The sequence below is a fragment of the Sphingomonas radicis genome, assembly GCF_051400635.1.
Taxonomy (GTDB): domain Bacteria; phylum Pseudomonadota; class Alphaproteobacteria; order Sphingomonadales; family Sphingomonadaceae; genus Sphingomonas.
This window is the reverse complement of sequence record NZ_JBLFFG010000001.1, coordinates 581,687-598,477: the sequence shown is the minus strand read 5'-3', so window position 1 is coordinate 598,477 and position 16,791 is coordinate 581,687. Positions and strand designations below refer to the sequence as shown.

Genomic DNA, 16,791 nt, shown 5'->3' with positions numbered 1-16,791 from the left:
AGAAGGCGCGGATCACAGCCGGGCGCCCAGCGTGCGCAATATCGCCAGCCGCGCCGCTGCCGTGGCGAGCAGCGCAAAGCCGAGCGGCACCAGCAGGAGCAGCAGCCAGTCGCGCGGCGCGAGCGCCACGCTGCCCAGCAGCTCGGACCCCAGCCCCTGCGCCCGGGTCTGGAGCAGCCACGCCACCGCCGCTGCCGCCAGCGTGCCGATCAGCCCGCCGGCCAGCGCGTCGAACGCGATGCGCCGCTGGAACAGCCGCGCCACCTGGATGTCGGTCGATCCGAGCATATGGAGCACTTCGATCGTGTTGCGGTGCGTGTCCAGCCCCGATCGCGCTGCGAGCAGCACCACTGCGGCGGTGGCGCTCGCGATCAGCAGCACCAAACCCAGCGCGAGCCAGCTCATCATGGTCATGAAGCTGCGCACCGGCGAGAGCCATTGCGCGTGGCGGTCTACCCGCGCGCCCGGCGTGATCCGGCGCGCCGCCTGCTCGACGGCGGCCGCACGGTCCCCGGTCACCTCGACATCGATCATCGCCGGCATCGGCAGGTCCGGATCGAGCCCCGCCTCGCCGAGCCAGGGCTTCAGCAGCTCGGCAAGCCGGCCGCGATCGACCAGCTGCACCCGCGCCACGCCGGGCAGCCGCGCCAGCTCGGCCTGCACTGCCGCAGCCTGGCGATCGCGCAGCGCGGCATCAGGCTCGACCAGCTGGACGGTGAGCCTTCCGGCGAGCTGGCGGTCGAGCTGGCCCGTGGCGGCGAACATCCCCAGCCCCAGCGCAGCGGCGAGCACCGTCAGGAAGACCATGATCGCCATGATCCACGTCATGATACGCGTGCGACCGCTCTCGTCGAGCAGCCGCCGGTCGTGCGGGGGCGGGAACGGCAGCCTCATTGCTGCCCCGGCGGATTGCGGAGCGAGCCGGTCGGATCGTTGATCCGCCCCTTCTCCAGCCGCATCATGTGGGCATCGGGAATGCGGTTGAGCAGCTGGAAGTCATGCGTCGCGACCACCACGGTGGTGCCGAGTCGGTTCAGCGACTGGAACAGGTGCAGCAGGCGTTCGGCCATGTCCGGATCCACGTTTCCGGTCGGCTCGTCGGCGACGAGCATCTCGGGCCGGCCGATAACGGCGCGGGCGATCGCGATCCGCTGCTGCTCGCCGCCCGAAAGCGTGGGCGGCCGGGCGCTACCGCGTCCGGCGAGGCCCACCCAGTCGAGCATCTCGCGCACCGGCGCCTCTATATCGCTCTCGGAGACGCCCGCGACGCGCAGCGGCAGCGCGATATTGTCGTAGGCAGAAAGGTGCGGGAGGAGTCGGAAATCCTGGAACACCACGCCGATCCGCCGGCGAAAGCCCGGCAGCCGTGTGCGGGGAAGCCGCGCCGCGTCTTCGCCGAACAGCCGGATTGCGCCGCGCGTCGGCCGCTGGGCGAGATAGAGCAGCTTGAGGAGCGATGTCTTGCCGGCACCGGAAGGACCGGTGAGGAAATAGAAGGAGCCGCTCTTGAGCGTGAAGGTCACGTCCGAAAGCGTCTCCGGACCCGTGCTGTAGCGCAGCCCGACATTCTCGAATTGGACGATGCTGACCATCCGCCGGCGCTGACTGCTTTCTGCTGACCCCGGATCGGCATCGCACAGCCGCCGGGCTCGCTCAAGCACATGGGCGAATCGCATGTTCACAGACTCTTGCTGCGCCGATTCGCTAGGGTTAGAATCACGCAGGTCGGCCAGTGGGCAAGCCGGCTCCCCATGAGGCGTTCGAATGATCCTGGAATGCAGCCAGTGCGGGACGCGGTACAGCGTACCCGATAGCGCCATAGGACCCGATGGGCGGACGGTGCGCTGCGCAAGCTGCAAGCACAGCTGGTTCCAGTCGCCCCCGATGCTCGATCTCGCAACGAGTGCCGAGATCGACCGCGTGGCCGACGAAGCTGTGCCCGCGCCATCTGAACCCGATGCTCCGGTCGCTGCGCGAGTTTATGAAGACACCGCCCAGCCCGAGGCGCCGAAGCCCGCGCCCGGCTATGATCCTTTCGTGCAGCAGCCGTCGTCCAGGCGGCAGCGCAAGCCCGCCCGGCGCTGGACCGCGGCTGCGGTGATCGCCGGGATCTCGATGCTGCTCGGCGCCGGCGCGATCCTCTATTCCGGCGCTCCCAGCCTCGCCGCGCAATTCGGGCTGGGGATCGGCGGGCAGGTGGATACGCCGCTGCTCTTCACCGACAAGAGCGTCGAGCTCCGGACGCTGCCCAACGGCAGCGAGGTGCTGGCGATCTCGGGCAAGGTGATGAACCCCACCGGCGGCGCCCAGCACGTGCCCGACATCCGCGTCGAGCTGCGCGACGACGGCGACCGGCTCGTCTACAGCTGGCGAATCACGCCCCAGGCGCGCAACCTGGGTCCCAAGGCAGCGATCGACTTCGATGGTGCCACCGTGGACATGCCGCCCAACGCCAAGGTGGTGCAGCTCAGCTTCGCGACCGAAATCGGGAGCTGACCCGGGCGAGCCGTCCGCCGTTGAGCAGCGCGGCGGCGACCATTCCCAGCCCCGATGCGATCACCAGCGCGCTGGACCCAAGTCCCCAGTCGACGAGCAGCACGCCCGCGCCGCCGGTGATCACGAAAAAGGCGATGATGCCGTTGATCCCTGCGGCGATCTGGTCGCCCAGCGAGCGCAGCGCATAGACGAACACCACCTGCACCCCGTCGAACAGGATGAAGGGTGCCCAGATCGCCAACATCGCGAATGCCATCGCATGAACCTCGCGCGTCGCCGGAAACAGGCCCACGAAGGGATTGGGAACCAGCAGCAGGATCAGCGCGAGCAGCCCGGTGGCAAGCGCCGCCAGTACCGCGGCGATCAAGGCGCGGCCGGTCGCTTGGTGCGGGACGCCTTCGCCGACTGCATTGCCGACGCGCACGCCCGCGGCCGATCCCAGCCCCAGCGCGACCGCGAAGGTGACGTTGTGTATCGAGAAGACGATCTGGAAGGCGTGCGCCGTCGTCTCGCCGAGCTGGGTGGAGAGGGCGATCAGGATCGAGAAGCCGACGAGCTCGAGCCCCGACGCCAGCGCCGGCACCAGCCCGAATGCGGCGAGCCTGCCGGCGCCACGGAGCGTTTCTCGGCTCATGACGTCGTGCAGGTCGTGCACGCCGCGCTCGCGTCCGCGCGGCAGCGTCCAGGCCGCGACGATCATTCCGACCGCGCCCAGCGCCGAAGCGAGCGCAGTCGCCCCGGCCGCCCCGACTGCCCCCATTGCCGGCAGCCCGAACTGGCCGGTGGCGAATGCCCAGGCGAGGAAGGCGTTGATCGGCAGGATGGAGATATTCACCACCGCGACGCGGCGCGGCCGGCTGACGCCCTCCAGGAAGAAGCTCGCCGCGACGATCAGCAGCTGGAACGGATAGGCAGCCGCCATCACCCGGACGACCTGCGCGGCATGGGGCGCAGTCTCCGCGGCCACTCCCAGTGCGAGCAGCATCGGCTCGGCGAAAAGATAGAGGGCAAGTCCGCTCGTCAAGCCGAGGATGAGCGCGAGCACCAGCCCCTGGTGGAGCACGCGGCCGGTCTCGCGCAGATCGCGGGCGCCATCGGCGCGCGAGACGAATACGAGGATCCCGGCGAGCGCGCCAAGCCCCATGACGATTCCCGGGAAAGTGACCGAGCGGCTCGCGCCGAGCGCCGCGGCCTCGGCGGTCCCCGTCAGCCCCACCACTGCCACGTCGGTGACGTGCAGGATCGTCCAGTTGAGGCTGGTCAGCACCACCGGCCAGGCAAGGGCCAGAATGCGGCGCATCTCGGCGGAAAGGGTGGGCAATGCAGGCATGGGCACCCGGCCCTTAGGGTGTCGAACAGATTCGCGAAAGCCGCGGCTTCGGCGCTTGCAACGCGCAAAGCGCTTTGCTAGGGGCCGCGCCTTACCAGACGCCGGGCCTCTCCGGCGGAGTTTCACGTGCGGTCGTGGCGGAACTGGTAGACGCGCAACGTTGAGGTCGTTGTGGCCGAAAGGCCGTGGAAGTTCGAGTCTTCTCGACCGCACCAGTGAAGCAGGCGCCCCGCTGCAGGGGCCATTTTTCTCTCCCTTGGCACAATTCTGCGACAAGTCGCCTTTAGCCCCCGGTCAGGGGCGGAGCGCCGGCGTTCCGCGACGATGAGAAGGGGAGCTTGATTCGAATGAAATGGAGTTGCGCGCTCGCGGGTCTGATGGTGGGCGCGATGCCGGCTGCGGCATGGGCACAGGAGCAGGCTGCGCCGCCCGCGCCGCAGGATGTTCCGGCGGCCGAGGAGACCCCCGAGGGGGCGAGCGATTCAGACGTGCCGGTTGAGGAAGTCGTCATCAGCGGGCAGCTCGAAGGCGCGGTTCCGGGCGACATCAAGCCCGAGGTCCAGCTCACCCCGGCCGAGATACGTTCCTTCGGCGCTTCGAGCGTCGGCGAGCTGCTCGGCCAGCTCTCCGCGCAGCTCGGCAGCGGCTCGGGCCGCGGCGGCGAGCAGCCGGTGATCCTGCTCAGCGGTCGTCGCGCGAGCATGGCGGAAATCCGCTCGCTGCCGCCCGAAGCGATCGAGCGGATCGACATCCTTCCAGAGGAAGCCGCGCTCCAGTTCGGCTACAGCGCAACACAGAAAGTGATCAACTTCGTGCTGCGCCGCCGCTTCATGGCGCTCACCACCGAGCTGGAAGGGCGCACGCCCACCGCCGGCGGCAACGCGGGCGTGAACGCCGAAGCCGATCTCACGATGATCCGGCGCAACCAGCAGACGCAGCTCCACGTCGAGTATGACCAGTCCTCGGGTATCCTCGAAAGCGAGCGCGGCGTCTCGCGCGTCGGCACTTCGCTGTTCGACTTTGCCGGCAACGTCACCGGCCTCACCGGTGGCGAGATCGATCCGGCGCTGAGCGCGGCTGCCGGCGCTATCGTGACCGAAGCTGGCGTGCCCGCCTCGGCGGCCGCGGGTGCACCGAGCCTCGGCGACTTCGTCCCGACGGCCAACCAGCCCAACGTCACCGATATCACCCCCTATCGAACGCTGGTGAATCCGCGGAAAAATCTGCAGATCAGCGGCGTCTACCGGCGCCCGCTGTCCTCCAAGGTCCAGGCGTCCGCCACGCTCGAACTCGAGGGGACGGAGAGCCATTCGCTGCAGGGGCTTTCGGGCGTCGTGCTCCGCTTGCCCGAGGGAAATCCCTACTCGCCCTTCTCGCAGGACGTGTCGCTGCTGCGCTACATCGAAGGCCAGCCGGCGCTGGTGCGTGCGAACAGCAGCAAAAGGGCAGAGGCAGGGCTCACGATCAACGGCGACGGTGCGCCCTGGGCGCAGAGCTGGCGCTGGTCGTTCCAGGGCAATTACCTGCTGAACACCACCGAATCGAGCGGCGACAACGGCATCGACCCTTCGGCGATGCAGGCGCTGCTCGACGCCGGCGACCCCGGCTTCAATCCCTTCGCGCCGATCGCGCCCGGCGTGATCCGCAGCCTGCCCTATGACAATGCCAGCTCGCGCTCGACCACCGGCCGAGTCGATTTGCTGACCAACGGGCCGCTGTTCAATCTGCCCGCCGGCGATGTGCGCGCAAGCATCCGCGCCTCGGGCCAGACCCAGGATTTCTCGAGCGAGAGCTTCCGGCGCGGACTCGCGAGCGAGGCCGACATCGCGCGCGACCGAGGCGGCGTGCGCGGCACGATCAGCGTGCCGATCACCAGCGATCGTCGCGAAGTGCTTGGCTTCCTTGGCGATTTCTCGGCCGATGCCTCGGTCGAAGTCGAGGAGTTGTCCGACTTCGGTCAGCTGACGAGCACCACCTATGGCTTCAACTGGGAACCCGTGAACGGCATCCGCGCGCTGGTGAGCTGGACCCGCGACAGCAACGCGCCCAGCCCGCAGCAGCTCGGAGATCCGCTACTGATCACGCCCAACGTCCCGGTCTATGATTATGTGCGCGGCGAAAGCGCCAACGTTTCGGTGATTACCGGCGGCAACCCCGCGCTGCTCGCTGACGACCGGCACGTCTTCAAGGCCAACCTTACCCTGCGCCCGCTGCGCGAAACGATGCTCACCATCACCGCGGACTACACCAACCAGCGATACCGCGACACATTCGGCGCGCTTCCCGCGGCCAGCGCGGAAGTCGAGGCGGCGTTCCCCGACCGCTTCATTCGCGATGCCGAGGACAGGTTGCTGAGTATCGACCAGCGCTGGGTCAATTTCGATCGCGCCGATCGCTCGCAACTCAAATGGGGCTTCAACCTGTTCCTGCCGATTGCCTCACCCGCGGCAAAGCGGATGCAGGAGCGGCGCACGGCCTTTCAGGAAGCGATGGCCGAATCACGGCGTACCGGGCAGCCCCTCCCGCCCGAGTTTCAGGCGCAGCTCGATCAGTTCCGCCGGCTCGGCCAGCAGCAGAGCCTGTTCGGCGGCGGCCAGCGGCAGGGGCCTGGACAGGGGCAAGGTCAGGGGCCGCGCCCGCCGCAGGGGGAAGGCGCGGGCCAGGCGCAAGGCGCAGGTCAGGATCGGGGGCCGGGCGGTGGTCCGGGCGTCAGGCGGTTCGGCCCCGGCGGTGGCGGCGGCGGCCGCGGCCGCTTCGGCGGCAACGGTATCCAGCTCGCTGCTTATCATACCTGGGTCTTCAAGGACGAGCGCGTGATCCGCCCCGATCTGCCGGTGCTCGATTATCTGAACGGTGCGGCCGAGGGCCGGGGCGGCGGCACGCCCGCGCACAAGATCGAGTTCCAGAGCGGCATCCAGCGCGATGGCCTTCGCCTGCGTCTCGACGGTAGCTGGCAGAGCGGCAGTGAAGTCGCGACTGGCACCCCTGGGAGCATGGGCAGGCTCACCTACGGCAGCCTCGCCAAGGTCAATCTCGTGGCCCAAGCCGATCTGGGCCAGCAGCTCGACCTGCTGCTCAAGCATCCCTGGCTGCGCGGCACGCGCGTCAGCTTCCGCGTCGACAATATATTCGATGCCAGGCAGCGCGTGACTGACGAGACAGGGGCGACGCCCTCGGCCTATGCGCCGGACCTGATGGACCCTCTGGGCCGGGTCGTGCGGCTCAGCATCCGCAAGCAGTTCTTCTGATCGACGATCGGCGGGTACGCTCGCGGCCGCAAAGAGAAACGGCGGCCTCCCCGAAGGGAAGCCGCCGCCACGGAGTGCGAGGGAGCACTCAACTTGTGAAGTACGTCAGAAGCGGAACGACGCGCCCGCGCGGAACTGGCGGCCGATCAGACCCGGATAGTGCCAAGTGGTCATGAAGTTCGGCGCGCTGGCATAGGCTGCCGGAGCGACCGGTGCCCGCGCGTCGAGCAGGTTCTTCACGTTGACGAAGAAGGTCAGGTCGTCGCCCGACTTCATCGTCATGTTCAGGTCGTTGGTGATGAAGCTGTTGACGTAGCAGAACTTCTCTCCTGAGGTGTCGCCCGGCGCCTTGTAGAGCGCAGCCGAGCAATCCGTAGTGTAGTTCGGGCCGGTTTGCTGATCGGTCGACACTGCCTTGATCCGGCCGACATAATAGGTCGTCAGGCTGAGCGAGAAATCGCCATACTCGATCGTGTTCTGCCAATTGCCGCGCCAGTTCGGCGTGCCATTGCCCGACGAGAGATCATAGGGGCCCATGGTGCCGGCATATTCCTGCACGCCATTGTCGGTGTGCAGATCATAGTTGAACACATGGGTGACCTCGATCCGGCTGCGGAACCGGATGCCGTCCGAGATCGGAATGTCCGCGGTCGCGGCGAGATCGATGCCCGAAGTGGCCGCATAGTTGGCGTTCACATAGGGCACGTTGATGATCAGCACGCGGGGCAGCGCCGCAGGGTAGAGCGGATCGGCGCCGTCGACGGTGTTGACCGAATAGCCCGGGCCGACCGCAGCGACGGCCGCCTGCGCCGCCGCAAGGTTGGGCGCGGCGAAATAGGCGCTGACGGCGGTGCCGATATCGGGACCCGCGATGATCAGGTTCGATTTCTTCACATTGTAATAGTCGGCGGTGAAGCTCAGCCAGCGCGCCGGCTGGAAGATCGCGCCGGCGGTGAAGCTGCGCGAAGTCTCGGGCTCGAGATCCGGGTTGCCCGCAACGCCGCGACCCAGCGAATAGGGCAGGTTGTAGGGGTTGCCGTTCCCGGTGGCCGAAGGGCACGGCGACCCGGCCGGGCTATGCGCCAGGATGAAGTTGCACGGCGGGGTGGTGGTGACGAAGCCGGCGTACTGGCTCCGCGGACCCGATTCGGCGAAGGTCGGCGCACGGAAGCCTTCCGAATAGGTGCCGCGCAGCGCCAGCCCTTCGAACGGCGTGACCTTCAGGCCGACCTTGGGCGAGAAGTGGCTGAACCCTTCCGAATAATTGTCGTAGCGGCCCGAAACGTTGAGCTCCACCTCGTCGATGATCGGCGCTTCGAGCTCGAAATACGCCGCCGAAACCGTGTGCTCGCCGAACGCCGAGGCGGTGGTGAGGCCATAGGTGTCAAGCGCGGCGTTCTGGTTGTTGTTCTCCAGCTCCTCGTGGCGAACCTGGCCGCCGATCGCGAGCTGCATCGTGCCGCCCGGTAGCTCGAACAGCGACTTGGCGATCGACGCATCGACGCCATACATCTGCGAGAAGGACGGCGTCGTCTTGTCCGGCGCCAGCGCAGCGCGCACCGCGGCGCTGTTCTGTGACGGATTCACGAAATTATACGAGCCGGTGTTGATCGCCTGGCGCAGCGCAGCGATGTTGATCAGGCCGTGCTGCGTGATCTCCAGCTCGTCTCGGGCATAGACGGCCTCGACGCGCCAGTCCCAGCCCCCGTCGAAGCTGCCCGTCAGGCCGCCGGTGAAGCGATAGACTTCGTTGGTGCGATCGCTGCCCGCGGGGATGTCACCGAACAGATAGTAGATGCGCGCTGCGCCTGCCGAGGGATTGCCGGCAAAGGCGGCGGCATAGGGATTGTTCGGGTTGAGCGTGCGGCCCGGCGTGGCGGGATCGGCGCAGTTGTTGCCCGACGGGCAGATCCACACCGGCAGCACCACACCCGGGTTGCTGGTGGCGACCAGCGGGTTGGCGCCGAACGGCTGGGTCTGGCGGACCGCCGAGGGGATGCCCTTGATGCTGACGTAGCTGCGGCTGTAGCTGCCGGTCAGATAGCCTTCGATGTTGTCGGCGACGCGGACGCTCAGCCGGCCGTTGAGCGAATAGCGCTCCTGCAGTGGCTGGAGCTGCCGGTACATGTCCTCGAGATTGTACCGGCATCCGGTGCCGCGCGCCGAACCGGTGGTGATGGCGTAGGTGCCGGTGCTGCAGTTGGCGAGGCCGAGCGCGTCATACTGGTTGGTGATCGGTGCACCGACCTGCCCGCTAAGCGGGTTGTTCAGGTCGAGCTGGTTGACGCGCGTGACATAGGCGGTCGGCACGTTGGTCGTGAGCGAACCGTCTGCCGCGTTAGAATCGTTGCCGCCGATCGGAGTCAGGTCGCGCGTGTTGTACGGGAAGCCGCGGCTGTGGCTGCTGACGCGGCCGTCGCGCTGATATTCGCCGTTGATGTAGAAGTTCCAGCCGCTCGTGTCATAGTCGCCGAACCCGAAGGTCAGGTCGCCGCGGACATGGCCGGCATCGCCCTGCTCGGAAACGCCGCCCTCGAAGGTGCCTTCGATGCCGGTGAACTGCTTCTTGAGGATCAGGTTGACCACGCCGCCGATCGCATCGGCACCATAGGTCGAGGACGCACCGTCCTTGAGCACTTCGACCCGGTCGACCAGGCTGAACGGAATCGAGTTGAGGTCGACATAGGCGTTGTGGCCGTCGTCGTTGATCGGGAAGTTGGTCGAGCGCAGCCCGTCGATCAGCACCAGCGTCGAGGAGACGCCGAGGCCGCGCAGCGAGACTGCCGAGCCGCCGGCCGAGAAGCCGGTCTGGAAGCCGGTGCCGATCGATCCGGCGCTGTCGGCGGAGATCGAGCGGATCGCGTCGGCGATCGTGGTGATGCCGGCCTTGTCCAGCGTCTCGGAGGTGAGCACGGTGACGGGCGACGGCGTTTCGGTGTCGGTGCGGCGGAACAGCGATCCGGTGACGACCACGGTCTCGCCTTCGTCTTCGGCCTGCTGCTCCTGATCCGTGACCGGCGGCGTGCCGGCGTCCTGCGCGAAAGCCGGCGAGGCGATCAGCCCCAGCGCGAGCGCGAACGGAGCCGCCCCGCGACGCAGGCGTGCCGCGGTCGAACGATTATGAAACTGCATCGGAAATCTACTCCCCTGAACCGCCCCGCGGGCCGGCATGTCTAGCGCACACGGTCTCCTGCCCCGCGCGCCAATGTTGCTGGAATGTAGCCCCGGAAATACATTGTAAACTGGCAGAAACAAAAAAGTCGGCGTGTTGTGTCAGTGCAACACCTATGCACTGAGGTGGCGAACCTATGCCCAATGGTTCATCACCCCGGCAAGCCATTCACCCCGCGCGCAGTGCTGGCATCCTCCCGCGCTTTGGGCTAGCGCGTGCGCGATGAGCCAGCCCCATGTCGTCGCCCTCGGCGGAACCCTGCGGTCTGAATCGGCGACGGGGCGGCTGCTCGCCGCCGCGCTCGAGATGGCCGCCGCACGTGGCGCTCGGACCACGCTGCTCACCGGCGATGAGATCGCCTTTCCCCATTACGAGCCCGATGTCGCCGCGGCCAACCGGGCAGTGGCGCGGTATCTTGAGGCGCTGCGCAGCGCGGACGCAGTGATCGTCGGCTCGCCGGGCTATCACGGAACGCTTTCCGGGCTGGTCAAGACCGCGCTAGATTATGCCGAGCAGCTCAGGACCGACGAGCGTGTCTATTTCGACGGGCTGCCGGTGGGGTTGATCGCCACCGCGGCGGGCTGGCAGGCCGCAGTCTCGACGCTCCACGCGCTGCGCACCATCACCCACTCGTTGCGCGGCTGGCCCACCCCAATGGGGCTCGCGATCAACACTGCCGAGCCGGGCGACTGCATCGCGCGCTGCTCGGGCCAGATGGAAGTGATGGTCGACCAGATCTTCGAATTCCTGCGGCGCTGAGAGTCGCCGGCCCGGATTTGTTGCAGCGCCGTTCACGATTCGTCGCTCTCAGCCAAGCGTTCGTCGCATACGTGACTCGCCGGACTTTGCTGGATTCCGCCTCGGGCGCATGGTGCGCAATTAGGCAAGGGGCGCAAAAGTGTGAAGAAATTCCTCGGCTTCTCATCGATCGAACGGGCGCTGACCGTCGCGGGCCTCGGCCCGGCGATCCTGCTCGGTTGCTCGGTGCATGAGAATACCGAAATTGCCGCCTATCTTCCCGCGCCCACCTATCGCGTGCTCGTGCCGATTCCGCCCGCCGCGGCGGCGCCGACAGCGCCCACTGTTCCGGCCCCGCGCGACCTGGTCAATTCGATCGACTTGCTGACGCGCGACTTCAACGGCCTCGTCGGCGTCGCGGTGACCAGCATCGACGACGGCTGGATCGCCGCCAACCCGACTGCCACGCGCCGCTTGCCCCAGCAGAGCGTGAGCAAGCTGTGGGTGGCGATGACGGTGCTCGATCTGGTCGATCAGGGCAAGGTCCGGCTCGACGATCCGCTGACCATCACCAGGGCGGATTTCACGCTTTTCCACCAGCCGGTCGCCGCGCTGGTCAAGGACGGGGTGGGCTATACCGGCACCGTCGGCGAGATCATGCGCCGCGCGATGCAGATGAGCGACAACACCTGCAACGACAAGCTGCTGCGCCTTGCCGGCGGCCCGCAGGCTGTCCGTGCGTTCATCGCGCGCAAGCAGCTCGGTGCGATCCGCTTCGGTCCCGGCGAGCGGCTGCTCCAGGCGGGCACCGCCGGGCTCGAATGGAAGTCCGAATATTCCTACGGCAACGCCTTTTCGGTGGCGCGTTCCAAGCTGGCGCCCGAAGTACGGCTCGCGGCCTATGAGGCCTATGTCGCCGATCCGCCCGACGGCGCCGCCCCCCAGGCGATCGCGCTGGCGCTCGCCCGGCTGAAGCGCGGCGAGCTGCTTTCGGCGAGCTCGACCGATTGGCTGCTGCGCACCATGGGCGCCTCGCGCACCGGTCGTGCCCGCGTCCGTGCCGGGCTGCAGCCGGGCTGGGAATTCGCGCACAAGACCGGCACCGGCCAGGATCTGCGCAGCCGCACCGCGGGTTTCAACGATGTCGGCATCCTCACTGCGCCCGATGGCCGCTCCTATGCGCTCGCGGTGATGATCGGCGATACGTCGCGCCCATCGCGCGAGCGGCAGCAGCTGATGCAGTCGGTGGCGCGGACGATCATCGCGCACCATGAGGAAAAGCGGATGATGGCCCGCAACATGGCTGGCACGCCCGCAGGTCACTAAGCCGATTTTGACGGCCCCTCACCTCGGCGCGGCGCAATGCGGCGCCGATGGCTGCGCCTGAGGGCTTTGTTCCGCCCCGCGGCTCGGCTATCTCCGCCGCGATGCCCCATCTCTATCTCGTCGACGGCTCCGGCTATATCTTCCGCGCCTATCACCGGCTGCCGCCGCTTACCAACAAGCATGGCGAGCCGGTCGGCGCCGTCTATGGCTATACGACCATGTTGTGGAAGCTGGTCGACGCCCTCAACAAGGCCGACGGCCCGACTCACATGGCGGTGATCCTCGACAAGAGCGAGCACACCTTCCGCAACGAGATGTACGATCAGTACAAGGCGCACCGCCCGCCCGCGCCCGAGGATCTGGTGCCCCAGTTCCCGATGATCCGCGACGCGACGCGCGCCTTCTCGCTGCCCTGCATCGAGGAAGTGGGCTGGGAGGCGGACGATCTGATCGCGAGTTATACCAAGGCGGCGCTGGCGCAGGGCTGGCAAGTCACGATCGTCAGTTCCGACAAGGATCTGATGCAGCTGATGACCGATCCGTCGGTCGACATGCTCGATACGATGAACAACCGGCGGCTCGGCCCCGACGACACGCGCGAGAAGTTCGGCGTGGGGCCGGAGAAGCTCGGCGAAGTGCTCGCGCTGATGGGCGACAGTGTCGACAATGTGCCGGGCGTCCCCGGCGTCGGCCCCAAGACCGCGGCAAAGCTGATCCTTGAGCATGGCGATGTCGAGGCGGTGCTCGCCGCGGCACCCTCGATGAAGCCGGGCAAGCTGCGCGACAATCTGATCGAGCATGCCGAAATGGCGCGGCTTTCCCGGAAACTCGTCGAGCTGAGCTGCGACGTGCCGCTGCCCGATCCGCTCGAGGAGCTGGAGCTCAAGGGCATTCCGGAGGCGCCGCTGCGCGCCTTCCTCGAGCACCACGGCTTCCGCACCTTGCTCAACCGGCTCTCGGCAGTGGCCGACGCGCCGGTCGAGGCGCACGAGACACCAGGGCTGGAGGAAGATCCCCCCTGCGACCACGACGCCTATGAGACCGTGGTCACCGAAGAAGCGCTCGACCGCTGGATCGCCGAGGCACGCGCGCAGGGCTGGGTCGCGGTCGATACCGAGACCACCGAGCTCGACGCGATGCGCGCCGGCATCTGCGGCGTCAGCCTCGCGCTCGCCCCCAATAAGGCGTGTTACGTCCCGCTGGCGCACATCGGCAGCGACATGTTCGCCGAGAAGCCGGTCCAACTCGATGCCGATCTGGCGCTCGCAAGGCTCAAGCCGCTGCTAGAGGACCCCGCCGTCCTCAAGATCGGCCACAACCTCAAATACGACATGATCGTGCTCGCCCGCCGCGGGATCACCGTCGCCCCCTATGACGACACGATCGTGATGAGCTTCGATCTCGACGCGGGGCTCCACGGCCACGGCATGGACGAGCTCGCCGCGACGCACCTCTCGCACAGCTGCATCGCGTTCAAGGACGTGGTCGGCGCCGGCAAGAAGCAGCTCGGCTTCCACCAGGTCGATCTGCGCGCCGCGACGCGCTATGCCGCCGAGGATGCCGACGTCACGCTCCGCCTGTGGCGGCGCTTCAAGCCACGACTGGCCTATGAAAGCGCGACGCGCGTCTATGAGATGGTCGATCGTCCGCTCGTCGCGGTGCTCGCCGGAATGGAGCGGCAGGGCATCAAGGTCGACGCCGCGGTGCTGGCGCGGCTCTCCGACGAGTTCTCGAAGCAGATCGCCGCACTCGAGGCGGAAATCCACGGCATCGCCGGGTTCAAGTTCACGATCGGCAGCCCCAAGCAATTGGGCGACGTGCTGTTCGAGGGCATGGGGATCAAGGGCGGGCGCAAGGGCAAGTCGGGCGTCTATTCGACCGACGTCAACGAGCTCGAGCGGATCGCGGCGGACAAGGATTCGCCGGGCCGGGTGATGGCCGCCAAGGTGCTCGACTGGCGCCAGCTCACCAAGCTCAAGTCCACCTACACCGATGCGCTCCAGGCGCAGATCAATCCCGAGACCGGCCGCGTCCACACCAGCTACAGCCTCACCGGCGCGCAGACTGGGCGGCTGTCCTCGACCGATCCCAACCTCCAGAACATCCCGATCCGCACCGAAGTCGGCCGTCAGATCCGCGACGCCTTCGTTGCCGAGCCGGGCAATGTCATCCTCGCCGCCGACTATTCGCAGATCGAGCTCCGCCTCGCCGCGCACATCGCCGACGTGCCGGCGCTCCGCGATGCCTTCGCCAGCGGCACCGACATCCACAACATGACCGCGATGGAGCTGTTCGGCGAAGTCAACCGCGACACCCGCGGCCGAGCCAAGACGATCAATTTCGCGATCCTCTACGGCATCTCGCGCTGGGGGCTCGCCGGCCGGCTCGACGTGACGCCCGACGAGGCGCAGGCGATGATCAACCGCTATTTCGAGCGCTTCCCCGGCATCAACCGCTACATCGCCGACACGCTCAACGAAGCCAAGGCGCGCGGCTACACCACCACTCTGTTCGGCCGGAAGACGCATTTCCCACGCCTGAAGTCGCCCAACCCCAACGAGCGCGGCGGCTCCGAGCGCGCCGCGATCAACGCCCCGATCCAGGGCACCAGCGCCGACATCATCAAGCGCGCGATGGCGCGGATGGGCCCCGCGCTCGCCGAGGCCGGGCTGCACCGAGTGAAGATGCTGCTCCAGGTGCACGACGAACTGGTGTTCGAGCTCCCCGAAGCCGATGTGGAGGCCGCGCGCCCGATCATCGAGCGCGTGATGGCCACCGCCGCCGAGCCGGCGATCAAGCTCACCGTACCCCTGGGAGTCGATATCGGCGTGGGCCCGAGCTGGGGCGCCGCCCATTGACTATTTGCTCGGTTCGCCCTGAGCTTGGCACAGGGCGGTTCTCCTCCGCGAATCGGGTGGGAGGCCGGCGCACCGGAAAACCGGGCGTGCAACGGGAGGGGGCCGAAGTCCGGTGAGCGAATCGCAGGACATCAATGCGCTCGCCAAGGGCGGGCGAACCAACATGCTCGGCTTCATCCTGCGGCTCGCGGCGCGGCTTCCCTTCCTGTTCATCGCGGGGCGGGCCTATGGGCCGGACATCGTCGGCCGCTATGCGATCGCGGTGCTGGTCCTCGAAGTCGCGGCGCTGCTCGCGACGCTGGGGCTGAAGCGCGGGCTGGCGCAGGCGCTTTCTTCCACCGATCGCCCGCACGCGCATGTCGCCTGGGATGCCGTCGTCGTGGCGGTGGTCGCCTCGGCGATCGCCAGCGCGGTGCTGATCGCCTTGCCGCAGATCATGTACCCCAACAGCCAGGTGATGGGGCTCGAGCGACTGCTTCCGCTGGTCGTCTTCGCGATCGCCATCTCGGACGTGACGCTCGCCGCGCTCGCCTATCGCCATAACATCCGCGCCTCGGTCACGGCGCGCGCAGTGATCGAGCCCTGGACGATCAGCATCGCCGCCTGGGGCTTCTCCTATGTCTCGGCGCGCGACGGGCTGATGTTCGCCTATGTGCTGTCAATGACCGCCGCGTTGGTCGCTTCGGTCGTGCCGTTCGTCAAGGAATATGGCCTGCCGCACGGCTGGCGGCCGCGGCTGGTGGAGATCGCCGCGCTTGCCCGGCGCAACGCCCCGCTTGCCGGCGCCGACGCGATCGAGTGGGGGACGCGCAACGTCGATCGCTTCATCCTGGGCCTGTTGTTCACGCCTTCGGTGGTCGGCATCTATTATATGGCGCAGCAGGTCGCCTCGGTGCCGCAGCGGCTGAAGTCGAGCTTCGATCCGATCCTGGGACCCGTCGTCACGCAGAGCCTCGCCGCGGACGACCACAAGGCGATCGCCAAGCAGGTGCGCCAGGTCGGCTTCTGGGTCATGAGCGCGCAGGCCGCGCTGTTCGTGGTCTTCGCCATCCCGGCCGAAGGCGTGATGGGGCTGATCGGCCCCGAATTCGTGGTCGGCGCGGGCGTGCTGTGCGTGCTGCTGGTGGCCGAGGTGCTCGCCTCCACCGGGGCGGTGTGCGAGACGGCGCTCGTCTATATCGCGCGCCACCGCAACCTGATGGTCTCGGTCTGCGTGCTGCTGCTCCAGATCGCGCTGAGCTTCGCCTTCGTGTTCCTCGCGCGCGAACAGGGCTGGTCCGAGTCCGTCCAGGCCGCGGGCCCCGCCGTCGCGCTCGCGCTGTCGCTGACGATCGGCTCGGCGGCGAAGGCGATCCTCCTCTATCGGATCGTGCGCGCGCCGGTGATGCGCATCCGCCCGAGCTTCTTCGTGGCGATCGGAGTCGCGGGGCTGGTCGGCTTCGCCTTCACGTCGCTGCCCCACCGCTATGAATGGGCCGAGCTCAGCCTGGGAATGCCGGCGATCCTGATCACCTTCCTCTATGTGATGATCCGCTTCGGCTTCGGCCCGGAGGACCGCGCGTTGTTCCGCAAGTTGCCCAAGGCAGAACCCGCGCTGCCGCTGACCGAGAAGCTGTAGCGCCG

Annotated in this window: 10 protein-coding genes and 1 tRNA gene; 7 read left to right on the top strand and 4 right to left on the bottom strand. The window is 67.6% G+C overall.

Features of this window, described 5'->3' with window-relative positions:
• Window positions 1–12: 12 nt before the first annotated feature.
• On the bottom strand, window positions 13–894 hold the full coding sequence (locus ACMGDH_RS02595; RefSeq protein ID WP_436826355.1) for a cell division protein FtsX: 882 nt from the start codon (window positions 892–894) through the stop codon (window positions 13–15).
• A complete protein-coding gene (gene ftsE / locus ACMGDH_RS02590; protein WP_436826354.1) occupies window positions 891–1,592 on the bottom strand; it encodes a cell division ATP-binding protein FtsE in 702 nt (233 codons plus the stop codon). The genes ACMGDH_RS02595 and ftsE overlap by 4 nt, the downstream gene beginning before the upstream one ends.
• A 172-nt stretch (window positions 1,593–1,764) precedes the next feature.
• Between ftsE and ACMGDH_RS02585 the strand changes: the two genes are divergently transcribed.
• Window positions 1,765–2,496, top strand: a complete 732-nt coding sequence (locus ACMGDH_RS02585) for a zinc-ribbon domain-containing protein (protein ID WP_436826353.1) — start codon at window positions 1,765–1,767, stop codon at window positions 2,494–2,496.
• On the opposite strand, the gene ACMGDH_RS02580 is transcribed toward ACMGDH_RS02585, so the two are convergent.
• Window positions 2,468–3,826 carry an MATE family efflux transporter gene (locus ACMGDH_RS02580; protein WP_436826352.1) on the bottom strand — a complete coding sequence of 453 codons (1,359 nt, stop codon included), beginning with the start codon at window positions 3,824–3,826 and terminating at the stop codon, window positions 2,468–2,470. The genes ACMGDH_RS02585 and ACMGDH_RS02580 overlap by 29 nt on opposite strands.
• Before the next feature lie 128 nt (window positions 3,827–3,954).
• On the opposite strand from ACMGDH_RS02580, the gene ACMGDH_RS02575 reads away from it, so the two are divergent.
• Window positions 3,955–4,041 (top strand) — tRNA-Leu (locus ACMGDH_RS02575).
• A 132-nt stretch (window positions 4,042–4,173) separates the two neighbouring features.
• On the top strand, window positions 4,174–7,074 hold the full coding sequence (locus ACMGDH_RS02570) for a TonB-dependent receptor (protein WP_436826351.1): 2,901 nt from the start codon (window positions 4,174–4,176) through the stop codon (window positions 7,072–7,074).
• Window positions 7,075–7,179: 105 nt separating this feature from the next.
• Here the strand turns inward: ACMGDH_RS02570 and ACMGDH_RS02565 are convergent, their stop codons facing one another.
• The gene (locus ACMGDH_RS02565) at window positions 7,180–10,206 is read right to left on the bottom strand and encodes a TonB-dependent receptor plug domain-containing protein (protein WP_436826350.1); all 3,027 of its coding nucleotides are present in this window, start codon (window positions 10,204–10,206) and stop codon (window positions 7,180–7,182) included.
• Between the two features lie 262 nt (window positions 10,207–10,468).
• On the opposite strand from ACMGDH_RS02565, the gene ACMGDH_RS02560 reads away from it, so the two are divergent.
• The 4 genes from ACMGDH_RS02560 (at window position 10,469) to ACMGDH_RS02545 (ending at window position 16,786) form a co-directional block, all read left to right on the top strand.
• Window positions 10,469–11,005, top strand: coding sequence for an NADPH-dependent FMN reductase (locus ACMGDH_RS02560; protein WP_436826349.1), 537 nt, complete (start codon window positions 10,469–10,471; stop codon window positions 11,003–11,005).
• Between the two features lie 141 nt (window positions 11,006–11,146).
• Entirely contained in the window at window positions 11,147–12,310 is a 1,164-nt protein-coding gene (locus ACMGDH_RS02555; RefSeq protein ID WP_436826348.1) for a serine hydrolase, read from the top strand.
• A gap of 101 nt (window positions 12,311–12,411) precedes the next feature.
• The gene (gene polA / locus ACMGDH_RS02550; RefSeq protein ID WP_436827205.1) at window positions 12,412–15,168 is read left to right on the top strand and encodes a DNA polymerase I; all 2,757 of its coding nucleotides are present in this window, start codon (window positions 12,412–12,414) and stop codon (window positions 15,166–15,168) included.
• A 112-nt stretch (window positions 15,169–15,280) separates the two neighbouring features.
• Window positions 15,281–16,786 carry a lipopolysaccharide biosynthesis protein gene (locus tag ACMGDH_RS02545; RefSeq protein ID WP_436826347.1) on the top strand — a complete coding sequence of 502 codons (1,506 nt, stop codon included), beginning with the start codon at window positions 15,281–15,283 and terminating at the stop codon, window positions 16,784–16,786.
• Window positions 16,787–16,791 lie beyond the last annotated feature (5 nt).